At 39.7% G+C, this 12746-nt stretch carries 16 protein-coding genes; 4 read left to right on the forward strand and 12 right to left on the reverse strand.

Annotated elements, in window-relative coordinates:
* The 5 genes from ACYVRH_RS08200 to ACYVRH_RS08220 form a co-directional block, all read right to left on the reverse strand.
* Window positions 1–298, reverse strand: a 298-nt coding sequence (locus tag ACYVRH_RS08200; RefSeq protein ID WP_461256433.1) for a hypothetical protein, incomplete at its 3' end; no start/stop codon positions are given.
* The gene (locus tag ACYVRH_RS08205; protein ID WP_461256434.1) at window positions 295–741 is read right to left on the reverse strand and encodes a LytTR family DNA-binding domain-containing protein; all 447 of its coding nucleotides are present in this window, start codon (window positions 739–741) and stop codon (window positions 295–297) included. The genes ACYVRH_RS08205 and ACYVRH_RS08200, both read right to left, overlap by 4 nt.
* Window positions 742–761: 20 nt before the next feature.
* Window positions 762–1574 carry a tryptophan synthase subunit alpha gene (trpA, locus tag ACYVRH_RS08210; protein ID WP_461256435.1) on the reverse strand — a complete coding sequence of 271 codons (813 nt, stop codon included), beginning with the start codon at window positions 1572–1574 and terminating at the stop codon, window positions 762–764.
* Window positions 1567–2766, reverse strand: a complete 1200-nt coding sequence (gene trpB, locus ACYVRH_RS08215) for a tryptophan synthase subunit beta (RefSeq protein ID WP_461256436.1) — start codon at window positions 2764–2766, stop codon at window positions 1567–1569. The genes trpA and trpB overlap by 8 nt, the downstream gene beginning before the upstream one ends.
* A complete protein-coding gene (locus tag ACYVRH_RS08220; RefSeq protein WP_461256437.1) occupies window positions 2756–3403 on the reverse strand; it encodes a phosphoribosylanthranilate isomerase in 648 nt (215 codons plus the stop codon). The genes trpB and ACYVRH_RS08220 overlap by 11 nt, the downstream gene beginning before the upstream one ends.
* Window positions 3404–3584: 181 nt before the next feature.
* Between ACYVRH_RS08220 and ACYVRH_RS08225 the strand changes: the two genes are divergently transcribed.
* Complete coding sequence (locus ACYVRH_RS08225) at window positions 3585–3800, forward strand: hypothetical protein (protein WP_461256438.1); 216 nt, start codon at window positions 3585–3587, stop codon at window positions 3798–3800.
* Between the two features lie 83 nt (window positions 3801–3883).
* Here the strand turns inward: ACYVRH_RS08225 and ACYVRH_RS08230 are convergent, their stop codons facing one another.
* The 5 genes from ACYVRH_RS08230 to trpD all read right to left on the reverse strand — a co-directional run bounded on the left by ACYVRH_RS08230 (window position 3884) and on the right by trpD (window position 7794).
* Window positions 3884–4618: an SIMPL domain-containing protein gene (locus tag ACYVRH_RS08230; protein ID WP_461256439.1), complete on the reverse strand. Its 735-nt coding sequence runs from the start codon at window positions 4616–4618 to the stop codon at window positions 3884–3886.
* Between the two features lie 17 nt (window positions 4619–4635).
* Complete coding sequence (locus ACYVRH_RS08235; protein ID WP_461256440.1) at window positions 4636–5193, reverse strand: hypothetical protein; 558 nt, start codon at window positions 5191–5193, stop codon at window positions 4636–4638.
* 154 nt (window positions 5194–5347) lie between these two features.
* Window positions 5348–5977 carry a hypothetical protein gene (locus tag ACYVRH_RS08240; protein ID WP_461256441.1) on the reverse strand — a complete coding sequence of 210 codons (630 nt, stop codon included), beginning with the start codon at window positions 5975–5977 and terminating at the stop codon, window positions 5348–5350.
* A gap of 4 nt (window positions 5978–5981) precedes the next feature.
* A complete protein-coding gene (gene trpC, locus ACYVRH_RS08245; RefSeq protein WP_461256442.1) occupies window positions 5982–6785 on the reverse strand; it encodes an indole-3-glycerol phosphate synthase TrpC in 804 nt (267 codons plus the stop codon).
* A 13-nt stretch (window positions 6786–6798) separates the two neighbouring features.
* Complete coding sequence (gene trpD, locus ACYVRH_RS08250; protein WP_461256443.1) at window positions 6799–7794, reverse strand: anthranilate phosphoribosyltransferase; 996 nt, start codon at window positions 7792–7794, stop codon at window positions 6799–6801.
* A 132-nt stretch (window positions 7795–7926) separates the two neighbouring features.
* On the opposite strand from trpD, the gene ACYVRH_RS08255 reads away from it, so the two are divergent.
* Window positions 7927–8781 (forward strand): MFS transporter, encoded by an 855-nt coding sequence (locus ACYVRH_RS08255; RefSeq protein WP_461256444.1) that lies wholly within the window; start codon window positions 7927–7929, stop codon window positions 8779–8781.
* A gap of 63 nt (window positions 8782–8844) precedes the next feature.
* Window positions 8845–9174: a zinc ribbon domain-containing protein gene (locus tag ACYVRH_RS08260; RefSeq protein WP_461256445.1), complete on the forward strand. Its 330-nt coding sequence runs from the start codon at window positions 8845–8847 to the stop codon at window positions 9172–9174.
* A gap of 464 nt (window positions 9175–9638) precedes the next feature.
* On the opposite strand, the gene ACYVRH_RS08265 is transcribed toward ACYVRH_RS08260, so the two are convergent.
* The gene (locus ACYVRH_RS08265) at window positions 9639–10151 is read right to left on the reverse strand and encodes a hypothetical protein (protein ID WP_461256446.1); all 513 of its coding nucleotides are present in this window, start codon (window positions 10149–10151) and stop codon (window positions 9639–9641) included.
* Between the two features lie 335 nt (window positions 10152–10486).
* On the opposite strand from ACYVRH_RS08265, the gene ACYVRH_RS08270 reads away from it, so the two are divergent.
* Window positions 10487–10792, forward strand: a complete 306-nt coding sequence (locus ACYVRH_RS08270; protein WP_461256447.1) for a helix-turn-helix domain-containing protein — start codon at window positions 10487–10489, stop codon at window positions 10790–10792.
* A gap of 268 nt (window positions 10793–11060) precedes the next feature.
* Here the strand turns inward: ACYVRH_RS08270 and ACYVRH_RS08275 are convergent.
* The coding region (locus ACYVRH_RS08275) for an MFS transporter (protein ID WP_461256448.1) at window positions 11061–12746 on the reverse strand (1686 nt) is incomplete at its 5' end.

Raw genomic sequence — 12746 nt, forward strand, 5'->3', positions numbered from 1 at the left:
TTACAACAAGAAGCCACACCGGTATTGCGGAATACCAATTAAAAAGAAGGCCAAATACGACAAGAATGGCGATTATATAACTTATATCAACAAGATATTCAAGAATTATATAACGGATTTCGAATTTTCCGCGCAAAAAAAGACCAAGAACAATAACAATATTTGCGGCGAAAATTTCAAAAATAGCGGGAACAAAATGAATTTCAACGTTAAACAACATCGAAAATACCGCCAATATAACCAAAACGGAGCCGGTAACAAACATAATATAATTAATTATATCTTTTATTCCTTTCATTTATTCATCTCCTGTAATATTTGTTTAATGCCGGAAATATATTTTCTGGTAATACATAAATAAACCCCGTTGGATAATACCGCTTCAAGGCGATTATTGTCCAATGGCCTGAATTTGTCCAGCTTGTTAATATTTAACACGCAATATTTACTGATTTGTATGAAACCGTTATCTTTTAATTTTTCGAATATCTGATACAGGCGGCTCTTAACAAAATATTTTTCTTTCTCACAACAGACGATAGTTTTGCCGTCAACGCTTTCAATGTAAAAAATATCAGAAACATTTACCAGTTTTACAATGTCATCCGAATAACACTCTATTTGCGTATCAACCGATTTTATAAATGAGACAATACGCTCTACAATTTTATTCTTTACCGGGTATTTAATTGATATTTCAATATCTTTTTGCAAATCATTTTGTTCAAGATTTATAACCATATTGATAAAAATCCTTCAATTTATTTAGAGTTAATAACAGCCTCTTTCATTTCCTTCACGTAACTGTAAATATGCGGCGCGGCTTCTGTTCCGTACTGCGCTGACAATTTTACAAGCGCGCTTCCTACAATTACTCCGTCAGCAATACGCGCCATTTGCGCAGCTTGTTGCGGAGTGTGAATGCCAAAGCCTATTGCGATAGGCGTCGATGTTACCGATTTAATTGCCGCAGTAATAGAAGCGAGGTCTGTGGTTATCTCGGTACGCATTCCTGTTACGCCCATCGAAGAAACAAGGTAGATAAAACCGGAGGCGGACTTCGCGATTTCTTTTATTCGCTCTTGTGAAGTTGGAGCGATTAGTGAAACAAGATCGATGCCATGTTTGCTTGCCGCTTCCTTCACAGGCGGCTGTTCTTCAAACGGCAGGTCGGGGACGATGATGCCGTCTAAGCCGACATCACTGCAATGTTTAAAAAAAGCGTCATAGCCTGAATAACCATTAGGTTTGCCATTGGTCATACCGTAATGGAAAACTGGGTTGAGGTATGTCATGAAAAGAAGAGGGACACTTGTCTCTTTTCGCAGTTCCGCGACAAGGTTAAATAATTTTTCCACAGTTGTTCCGGCGGCAAGGGCGCGGTTGTTCGCTTCTTGAATCACAGGCCCCTCTGCGATTGGATCGGAAAATGGGATGCCTATTTCCACTATATCCGCGCCTGCTTTTATCATCTGCATAATAAACTCTTTAGAGCTTTCAATATTCGGGTCTCCGCCCGTAATAAAGCCGATAAATGCTTTGCCGTTCTTAAAAGCGTTTTGTATATTACTCATCGATAGTCCTCCCTCGGTAACGGGCAATTGCCGCCACGTCTTTGTCGCCGCGGCCTGAAAGACAGATGATCATGCTTTCATCGGCGGAAAAGTTACGCGCTATTTTTTGGGCGTGGGCGACGGCATGGGCGCTTTCTATTGCGCAGATAATTCCCTCCGTGCGGGAAAGATATTCAAAAGCGCAGACGGCTTCTTCGTCAGTAACGGGCGCGTATTTGGCGCGTTTTGTGTCATGCAGCCATGCGTGTTCAGGCCCGATACCGGGATAATCCAATCCCGCCGATATTGAGTACACGGGGGCGATTTGCCCTTCTTCGTTCTGGCAAAAGTAGGACTTCATTCCATGAAAAATACCGACCGTCCCCTTTGCTATTGAAGCCGCGTGTTTTTCAGTGTTGATACCGGAACCTGCCGCCTCACAGCCGATAAGCTTCACTCCCGAATCATTTATAAAATTGTAAAAAATACCCATAGCGTTACTGCCGCCCCCAACGCAGGCAAGCACGGCGGCGGGAAGTTTCCCCTCTGCGGCAAGTATCTGCTCCCTTGCCTCCTTGCTGATCACTGCCTGAAAATCGCGCACAATTACGGGAAAGGGATGCGGCCCCATCACTGAGCCAAGCACATAATGCGTATCATGGACTCTGCTTACCCATTCGCGCATTGTTTCATTTACCGCGTCCTTGAGCGTCATAGTGCCAGATGTTACAGGATGAACTTTTGCGCCTAACAATTCCATGCGGTAGACGTTAAGCGCCTGACGCTCGGTGTCTTCCTTTCCCATGAAGATTTCGCACTCCATTCCCAGAAGAGCCGCAGCGGTCGCCGCAGCAACGCCGTGTTGGCCAGCTCCCGTTTCGGCAATAATTCTTGTTTTGCCCATTTTTTTTGCAAGTAACGTCTGCCCTAGTACATTGTTGATCTTGTGGGAGCCTGTGTGATTCAAGTCCTCGCGTTTCAAATAGATTTTCGCTCCCCCAAGATCGCGTGTCATTTTTTCCGCGTAATAAAGGAGTGATGGCCGCCCTGCGTAATTTTTTAAAAGCGCGTCCAACTCAGCTTTGAATGTGGGATCATCTTTGTAATGGTTGTAGGCTTTTTCAAGATTTATGATCTCATTCATCAATGTTTCAGGTATGTACTGTCCGCCGTAATCGCCAAACCTGCCGGAGAATTTTTTTTCATCTTTCATAAAGTCGTCCTTGTCTTAAAGTCTCTGTTAATTCTAATATTTTTTTCCGATCTTTTAAACCGTCTGTTTCCACTCCGCTTGAAACGTCGATGGCAAACGGCTTAAGAGCCATTGCCTGTTCAATATTTTCTATGTTAATGCCGCCTGCCAAAAACCAGGGGTTCGGGAACTTAACCGAGCTAAGCTTTTTCCAATCGAATGCTTTGCCGGAACCGGCGCCTGAATCAATTAAAAAATAATCAACTAAATTTGACATAGAATTTAACTGCGAATTAAGCGACTTACTGCCAAAGATTACTGTTTTTATCACTTTAATCGGCGGAATAACAGTTTGCCTGATGTTTGTTTTGCTTAACTTTTTTAACTGCGCGATATAGCTTTCATCTTCATTGCCGTGAAGCTGCGCGATGGAAATAATGCCGTTATGGTAAAGTTCAGTAATAAATGCGATAGGCGCGTTTACAAACACGCCGACTGGAATTATCCCGTCCGCAAGACGGAAACGCAGATATTGGGCAAGAGGAGCGGAGACCTGTCTTGAGCTTTTTGCAAATACAAAGCCGGCAAAATCCGGGCGCGATTCATTTACGTAATCAATGTCTTCATCGCGGAATAATCCGCATATTTTAATACGCATATTATTAATGTAGCACATTTTCAAAAAAAATTACAGGAGCGGCATCTGTTATTACTAACAATTATCTGCAATATATAAGAGTTTTTCTTGCTATTTTTATAAAGTCCTTGTATACTGGGAGCGTCGTATTAGTATTCGCATAATTGGCGGATGCTTACATATATTTTTATAAGGAGTTTTTATGGCAAAATCAACAGAAATTGACAAACTTGGCTGGATCCCAAATGTTATTCTTACAATTTTTCTTGATCCGTTAGTTCAAGGAATAAACCGCATTCTTCGCGGCAAAGTAATTATCGGGCTTCTTTGGATCATAACAGGCGGTCTCTTCGTAATTGGCTGGATCATTGACATTATTACCGTTATCTTAAATAAGAAAATTACCTTCCTTGCCTGATTGTAAAACAATCGCGTCCGCCGTCTGACCTCCTGCAAGCGGCCAGATGGGCGGATTTGTTATGTGTCATTTATCAGTATATTTTATTTTAATAAAAATATTACAGATATATTCGTTGTAATTTCCAATTCACCTATTGGTAATATTGTTGAAGTATCGGCTTCAGCTAGTTTTGCTTCATCAGCTAATTGCCTTTGAAACATATTATTCATCGGTGAAATTTGCTGTGACCCCTGATCCGATATGTTTAATACTTTAATTATTTTAAGATTCGACAGTTCCGCATACTGATTAGCTTTCTCAACGGCTTTTTTATACGCAAGCTCGCGGGACTTAACATAATATTCAGTTGTATTTTTTACGCTATACTGTACTTGATTTAATTCTATCCCGTTGATTTGAATAAGCTGATCAATTATCCATGACGCTTTTTCGCTGTCATCGTTAATATTTTCAATGGAAAAAGTTATACTTTGCCGGGCTCTCTGTCCCACAAGAATACGCCTGCTTGTATATTCATATTCCGAGTTAAACTCCAGCGAGGCGGTATTTATATTTTTATCTTCAATATTTGCGTCTTTTAATACTTTCATCGCCTGTCTGACCATTTTTGTAACTTCTTCCTGAGCCGCCTTAGTCGTTTGCGCAACCTTGCTTAACGTAATGCTCATTTGAATTACGTCCGGCTGAACTGATACAGCGCCTGTTCCAAAAACAGAAATCGTGCTTTGGTTTTGCCGATTATTTTCTTTATCACAACCAGATATGAATACGGCAATTAATACTAAAATACATACTCCAAAATACTTTGTTTTCATAAAATTATCTCCTTACTTTATTTTAGCATATATTTAGACTTAAAAAAATCCAGATTTTTAGGAAACCAAGCGGGATCGATAACAAGTCCATTATAAAGTTCAAAATCATCTAACAGCCCGCTTCCATTTTGCTCTTCGTTATCAATGGTAAGGTCGTACCAAATGGACATATTGGAATTAACGTTTTTCTTTTTATATTCATTGATTATATTTTTCATATCATTATCTGTTAGATATTTTTCAATAAAAATATAATAATAGTTCATCATAAAATCAGATTCATTTTTCACCGTTAACGGCTCGGTCATTTTTGAGACCGATACTTTGCCATTTTCTTCCATGTAGATTAGGTTAAATTTCTCAAGTGGATTTCCGTTTTCATCTGCCATTTCATTTAAGTATACTGAAATATTTATTTCGTCTCTTTTCAATAAAATATCATAATCGCCAATTAATATATTACCTTTATTAAATTCAAATCTTGCAATCTGATAATCGCCCGAATATTGAACAGGTATGCAAAAATAATAGCCTTTTTCATTATTTAAAAGAAATATAGATAACGTATCTTTCAATGAAAAATTATACTTGGAAAAATCATTTTGACGCGTTTTAGCGCAATTCGATAAAGAAATTGCCGCAAATAAACACATAATACATAAATAAGCATTAATTTTGGTCTTCATATAATTATTATAACTGTTCTTAGATATTATGTCAAATTCCCATTTAATAAATTATATATACTCCGAATAAATATAATAATGACGCTAATAATGATATTGAAGCGTCAATGTTTATATTAACATAAAATCCATTAATGCCATTTTTATTTTCATATCCCGCTTCCATGCCTATTTTTTGGAAAAATATCTTATAATAATCATGACTGGCTGACCTCCAGAAAAATCGCAGCCCGCTTCTAAAAGTTATATAATTCCAATCAAATACCCCGTCATTATTTTGCGTAATATAATTCATCGATACAAAAGGCCCCAATATTATTTTATCAAAATCTAACGGATTCCAATATAAATTCAAATTAAGAAGATGTAAATTTTGGATCCAATTTTCTTCTTTTCTATAATAATCCCATATTAGTTTTACAATATTAAATTCCATGCCAATATGAGTATTTTGATGTTCCAAGAAAAAATTAATTATTGTCATGGATGTTTCAAAATTATTCGTTAAAAAATTATATTCTCCGCTAAAACTCCCCGCATTCCAAAAAACGTCAAACCCATCTATTCCCCATGAATAAGACGGATTTGTTAATTGAAAGTTGTTGTCATCTGAATAGATATTGGAAATGATTATAAATGTAAAAAATATAATAAATAGTTTTTTTATATTCATACATTTATACCAATTCTTTTAAAAACGCCTTTCTATCCGGCGCTCTCATTAAACTCTCGCCAATTAAAACAGCGTCTACGCCGGTTTTTTTTATTGCGTGAATATCATCCGCTGTTTTTATGCCGCTCTCCGCGACAGTCAGTATTCCGGAAGGAAGTTGTTTTTTTAAACGTGATGTTAGTCCCGTATCAACATTAAAAGTGGTAAGATCACGGTTGTTAATGCCGATGATACGCGCTCCCGCAGAAAGAGCTTCCCGCGCTTCTTCTTCATTGTGGATTTCTACAAGGCAATCCAAAGCAAGTTCTTTTGCGGTAGTGATAAAATCAGCTAATGTTTGCTGATCAAGCAGGGCGCAGATTAATAGGACGGCTTTTGCCCCCAATAATTTCGCTTCGTAAATTTGGTATTTATCGATAATAAAATCTTTTCTTAGCGTAGGGATTTTCACGACTGCGGAAATTTCGCGCAAATAATTATCACTTCCCAAAAAAAACTCAGGCTCTGTCAGAACGGAAATCGCCGAAGCTCCGCCTTCTTCGTACTCCTTCGCAATTTCCAACCATGGAAAATTTTCCGCTATTACGCCTTTTGAGGGCGACGCTTTTTTTACCTCACAGATGAATGACAGCCCGGGAACTGCAACAGTGCTCTCAAAGGGCAGGCGATTTTTTTCAACGTGTTCAGTTTCAGCTAACTTAATTGCCTTATCCCGCGCTTGTTCTAAGGAGAGGGCATTTTTTGCTTTTTCTACGCGGACAACCGTGCTTGAAGCGATTTTGCCTAAAATAGCGGGAGGGTTTTTCAAGAGGGGAAGCCTCCTAAACTGTTTTCTTCTGCGACATAGAAATAAATGTTTTAAGTTGTTCGCTTGCCTTGCCTGAGTCGATTGCCTCTTCCGCGATAGCGATGGCTTCCTTTATGCCTATTTCCGGTTTAGCGATATGAATTGCGGCGGCTGAATTGAGAAGTACCGCGTTTCGTCTTGGGCCTTTTTCTCCCGCTAAAATACTCCTTGTTATCTGCGCGTTTTCAGCCGGAGTTCCGCCTAACATGTCTTCTTTTTTACAGCGTTCAAATCCAAATTGTTCGGGTTTAATTTCATAACTTTTAATAAACCCGTCTCGTAATTCGCAGACTGTAGTAGGAGCGCTAAGAGAAATTTCGTCTAACCCGTCCTGACCGTAAACAACCATGCCTCTTTTTACTCCAAGATTGCACAAAACTTTCGCCATCGGTTCAACCAGATCAAGCTCATACACGCCTAACAATTCCATGTTCGCGCCAGCCGGATTTACCAACGGGCCGAGCATATTAAAAATTGTGCGAATGCCAAGCTCGCGCCTGACGGGAGCTACATATTTCATTGAAATGTGGTAGTTCTGCGCAAAGAGAAAACAAAGATTGATGGTTTTTAAAAGATTCAAACTTTGCTCAGGGGGAATTGTTATATCGACGCCGAGCGCTTCAAGAACGTCCGCCGCCCCCGTTTTACTTGTCGCGGCGCGGTTGCCGTGTTTTGCAACAGGAAACCCCGCAGAAGAAATGACCAGCGCGGAAGTAGTCGATATATTGAAGGAATTGGAATGATCCCCGCCTGTGCCGACAATTTCCAGTACGTCCATGTCATGCAATATTCTGACGCAGTGCTTGCGCATCCCCGCGGCTGATGCGGTAATTTCATCAATAGTCTCGCCTTTCACGGACATTGCCGCAAGGTAAGCCGCCATCTGTATTTCGCTGGCTTTACCTTCCATAATTTCATTCATAACAGTTTCGGCGCATTCATAAGAGAGATTCTCTCTCTTTGCAGCCATTATAATCGCTTCTTTTATCATATTTATTCTATACCACAGATTCAATAAAATTACAATATAGAAACTGAATAAAAACTTTATATCTGTTTCCGCTTACTTGTATTTTACTTTTTAGATTGATAAAGTTTGAATATGACGACGCAGTTATCTCCCTACCGCTTGAGCAAGGCGCGGGACGTATACAATTTTTTTAACGTTTTAAACGCCGTTTCATGGAATCTGCTGGTAGGAATTATTATAACTTTATTTGCCCTCAGGTTGGACGCTTCCTCAACCTATATCGGACTTATGAGCGCCGCTTTTTATATCGCGTTATTTCTGCTTCCGCTTGGCAAAGTACTTGCAAAAAGGTTTTCAATAATCGGGATTTTTAGTTTTACATGGATAATGCGATCAATCTGTATGATACTGGCGGCGGCTGCCCCGTTTGTCGATTACGCGGGTCACAGAAATATTGCCCTTCTTTTAATTATAATGGGCGTGTTTTTGTTTCATCTTTTCCGGGGCGTTGGAATGATTGGTAATAATCCCGTTTTAAGTTTATTGGCAAGCGGCCCCGATCGCGGCAGTTATATGACGCAGGTTCAGATCATCAATAGCGCGATTGGAATGTTCGGAAGTTTTCTGATAGCGATGGTGCTTGGCATGGAGCCGCCGATTTTTGTGTTTTCTATTTTATTGATTATTGGAGTAATCACAGGAGTAATAAGCGGATATGTTATCAGAAAAGTGCCGGAACCTTCCATTCAAGAAGAAACAGAAAAACAGAAAACAAAACTTTCCGACATTTTTAAAGACGCTTTTTCCAATGATCATCTGCGAGTTTTTTTAATAATTTTCTTTTTAGTTATTCTTGTGTCAGCCGACGCGAAACCCACCCATGACGCAAAGCCCAAAAGCGGCGATAATTCGCAATCAACTCAGGCGGCGACTGCCCCATGCAGTGAGTGCCCCCAAAAAGGCGTTTCACCCTCCTGTCCGGCATAAAAAAATACCGATAATTACAGAGATGAGTATTCAGCAATTACTTGTATTTTTAGGGGCTTCACATTGAATAAAAAACCTCGTTTTTTTTGCGATTATTGTGGCAATGAAGTGGGCAGCGAAGTAAAAAACTGCCCATACTGCGGACGTATTTTCGCCTCAGTCCGCTGTCCGTCCTGCGGTTATTCCGGTCAGGACAGGATGTTCCAAAACGGCTGCCCAATGTGCGGCTATTCAGCCTCTCCGCCTCCAAAACAGCCCAAAAACCCAAGAATGAAGCCGCCCAGGATAAAACAACATCATGCAGGCGACCCTATCCCTTTTTGGATTTATGTCGTCACTTTTATCGCTCTTCTTACTGTGATTGCATTTCTTTCTTACTTTATTACTAGATAAAATGTTTTATTTTTACTACAAACCACATGAACACCACGAACTTTTAGCGCATAACGTTCCGACGGTAAAAGACGTTTTTTTGCGCCCGATAAGGAAAAATGCGAAGCATTTTTACGGGCGCAAAAAACGTGGGTGTAGTGAGGCGAGGAAGCCTTTAGGCGACCTAGTGTTCTGTAAAATACATATTACAAAATACCTATTTGGCAAATATATGAAAATATAAAGAAAAAAGATGGTAAATCATTCATTTTTATCATAATTACCTGCACTTATGCTATTAAATAATAAAATCAAAAATGCAACATTTTGTTGTCTGTCTTTTACGGAACACTAGCCGAATGGAACCCAAACCGCCTTCAGGCGGTTTGCGCATACAGACCTGTTATGTGCCGTTAATTCTGCTACGTTAGCCGCCAGCATGGAAGCTGGCGGGCTATAATAATTTTAATACATTTGAAATTTATTTATTCAAATATATTAGAATCCCAAAAAAGCTCCATTATGCCGACAAAATTTCCTAATAATTCACCATCGGAATCTTGGCTACCGTTGGATCTCTCTTCCAATGTGCTACCGTTCATTAAGTTTACGAATTTAAGGTATCGACAATAACTCATTTCCGCCGTTTTATCGGACCTGAAAGTTACAATAAGCCGCCCCATTTTCAAATCACCTTTTTCAGGTGCTTTTACCGTAAGAAGAAGTTGCGCAGTAAATTCATTCGCATTCCCGTTTGAACTTTCAATTTCCACAATCGTAGGCATTGCTCCCCGAAGAGAAGTAGCAAATTTGGCATCTGGCCCAAATAATTGCCTGACAGTTGGTGCAGGATACTTCCCAAGCATAGAGAAATATGCTATCGCATAATCAGCAGGATATGCTCCAAAATTTGCTTTGCCTGTGTTTTGTGCAAAACCGTTTATTCCTGTCATAAAGTACAAAAATAAACCTACCCCTAAAACCATTCTTTGTTTCATGCTCTTCCTTTGTGTTTAAAGTCCACATGACTTTAGTTTTAGCGGCGGCATGGATGCCGCCGTTTATCATTATCTCTGAAAACTTCAGAATTAATGGCACATAACGTTTTATATGTACAATAAAACCCGTAACTGAACCAGCATACAAATCAAAACTTGACACCCTTAAAACTGCAACAACCGCCTTAATAACGTCTGCCACTGTTTTCTTATCAAATTTTATCATATATCTTAATTTATTGCAAGACTAATAGTCTATAAATATAAAGACTTTTAGTCTATTTCGCTGTTTTCGTACAAATACGACAATTTTTTATACTGTTGGAGGGATAACCATGACCGATGTCCGTATTCTCTTGGCTAGAAACATGAAGCGTTGCCGGGAGATATTGGGAATTTCTCAGATGAAATTAGCGGAAAAAATCGGCTGTTCGCCTACCCTGATAGGAAAAATAGAAATTATGAAGCGGTTTCCTTCTGCGGATACCCTCAACCAGATAGCAAAAGCTCTTAAAATAGAGCCAGCAGACTTATTTTCAAAAACCGATGAATCAAACACCTTAAAAACAATGAAATCACAGCATGATCAAAAAAATGCTCTTAAAAAGAAAATTCTCAAAGCCATTGATGAAACATTGTAATTCATGATTAAGGCTAGTAAAAATAATAAAGGGATCAAAAAATATTCTACCACTAACCACACGAACCAACACGAACAACAACAAGATATGTGCAAAAAGTTCGTGGTGTTCGTGTGGTGCGCACTGTCGGTCACCTAAAGGTGACCTTGCTTTTAAAACAAACTGCGGCATTTATTGGTGCTACGCTATGCGGCATTATTCATCTACACGGCTACGCCGTGCGTTTATTTAGCGCGTGGTAAATTCTTAATCTCCCCTTCTCCTCAATTTATCTCACCATCACCGCCCAAATACGCAATTCCTGCGCTGACCAATGAACAATTAATAAGCGAAGGCTGTCATAGCCGCTTAAATCATTATCAATAACCGCTTCTGAAAAAACGGACTTTATAACGCTTTCCGTTTTTAAATATTCATCGGGCAATTCTAAAATCAGGCGCGATAAAGACGCTCCGTCATTTTCCTTTACATATTTGTTTACGGCATTATAATAATTCTCTGCAAAGGATTTTACCACGGATATTTTTTCGTCTGAAACTTTCTTCTTACCAAGAGCGGTTTTAACAAATTCAAGAGCTTCTTCCGCTTCGTCCGCCGCCAGAGTCGCGGCAAGCGAATTATCCGCCGCGAACTTGGCTAAAATTTTGTAAAACTTTTTTTGAGTGTCAATTATGGCGGCGATTGCAAGAATAATCTCGTCCCTTAAATACGACTGCGGATTTTTTTCGCGCAAAAGACCCAATAACACATGAACAGATTCAACATTGTGATATATGCCGAGAGCTTCCGCGCCCATGATTTTTAGCCGAGGGTTATCCGAACTTAAAATTAATTTTTCTATCTCAGGACGAAAATCTTCATCTTTCATTTTTGCAAGCGCGATTATCGCTTCTCCCGCGAGCATATAATCCCCTGATTTGGTAATTTCACGTAACATAGGAATGGCATCGGTACAATTATGTTTTCCTAAAATACGCGCGGAAATATAAGCGGTGGTGTAAGGATTATTCACAGCGTCGTCAACTAACGCTTTTTCCGCTTTCTTGCTCAGTTTTTGAAGCATCTCAAGCGCCCTTATCGCTTCCGTGCGCGTTGCCATTTTTGGCGAACACGCCCTTTCCAGTATTCCGTCAATCGCGAGGTGGGAAGGGGTATTGTGCAGTTCGCCAAGAAGCATTTTTTCTTGTAATGAATCTTCCGCTTTATTCAGTTTGCCTAACAAACTAATCGCGCGAAGGTCCCTGACGGAGAAAATAACTTCCAGCGCGTTTGACAGCGGAAGGGAGCCTAAAGGCTTCATTTTCTTTTGCATGGAGAGGGCAAGTACCGTTAAACCTACCAATATAATAAAAAGTATTTTAAACGCCAAAAAATGAGAAAGCCCGATAAAACGGAAAAAGTCAAGGAAAAGCCCGGCTAAAAAAGAGCCGCTTGCGCCTGCAATGCCTAAAATAAAAAAATAGAGGATTCCCATGTCAAGAGTTTTTTCGGGCGGAACCAATCCAAAAAAGTAAGTCTGCGCGATTCCTTCAGAGCCAAGAAAGCCGAAGTTAAGCATAAAAAATAAAAACGACAGAAAAAGAATAGAGCCGGCAACATTACCAATAGCCGTTTGCGGAATAAAAATAACAGGTATTAAACTTATAAGCCCTAGAATCACGCAAACAAGGAAAAGCGGTTTTGCGCCGACTCGATCCACTAAAAATTTTACAATTAAGCCGACCATAAGATAGCCAAGCCCGCCGAAGACGGAGTACAGGGAAATTAAACCATCGTTATGCCCAAACACTTCGCGAGCGTAAACGATAACAAATGTTCGCGTAACGCCTGACACAAGAATAACTAAAAAGAAAATTATTAAAAAAACTCGCAGATGATCATTGGAAAAAGCGTCTTTAAAAATGTCGGAAAGTTTTGTTTTCTGTTTTTCTGTTTCTTCTTGAATGGAAGGTTC

The organism is Treponema sp. R80B11-R83G3 (assembly GCF_054786115.1).

Excerpts from the sequence above, each read along its gene's own strand:
- ACYVRH_RS08230 (WP_461256439.1), bottom strand. The coding sequence starts at position 4,618 with ATGAAAACAAAGTATTTTGGAGTATGTATTTTAGTATTAATTGCCGTA.
- ACYVRH_RS08265 (WP_461256446.1), bottom strand. The coding sequence starts at position 10,151 with ATGAAACAAAGAATGGTTTTAGGGGTAGGTTTATTTTTGTACTTTATG.
- ACYVRH_RS08270 (WP_461256447.1), top strand. The coding sequence starts at position 10,487 with ATGACCGATGTCCGTATTCTCTTGGCTAGAAACATGAAGCGTTGCCGG.
- ACYVRH_RS08220 (WP_461256437.1), bottom strand. The coding sequence starts at position 3,403 with ATGCGTATTAAAATATGCGGATTATTCCGCGATGAAGACATTGATTAC.
- ACYVRH_RS08240 (WP_461256441.1), bottom strand. The coding sequence starts at position 5,977 with ATGAATATAAAAAAACTATTTATTATATTTTTTACATTTATAATCATT.
- trpA (WP_461256435.1), bottom strand. The coding sequence starts at position 1,574 with ATGAGTAATATACAAAACGCTTTTAAGAACGGCAAAGCATTTATCGGC.
- trpD (WP_461256443.1), bottom strand. The coding sequence starts at position 7,794 with ATGGCTGCAAAGAGAGAGAATCTCTCTTATGAATGCGCCGAAACTGTT.
- ACYVRH_RS08255 (WP_461256444.1), top strand. The coding sequence starts at position 7,927 with ATGACGACGCAGTTATCTCCCTACCGCTTGAGCAAGGCGCGGGACGTA.
- trpB (WP_461256436.1), bottom strand. The coding sequence starts at position 2,766 with ATGAAAGATGAAAAAAAATTCTCCGGCAGGTTTGGCGATTACGGCGGA.
- ACYVRH_RS08205 (WP_461256434.1), bottom strand. The coding sequence starts at position 741 with ATGGTTATAAATCTTGAACAAAATGATTTGCAAAAAGATATTGAAATA.
- ACYVRH_RS08225 (WP_461256438.1), top strand. The coding sequence starts at position 3,585 with ATGGCAAAATCAACAGAAATTGACAAACTTGGCTGGATCCCAAATGTT.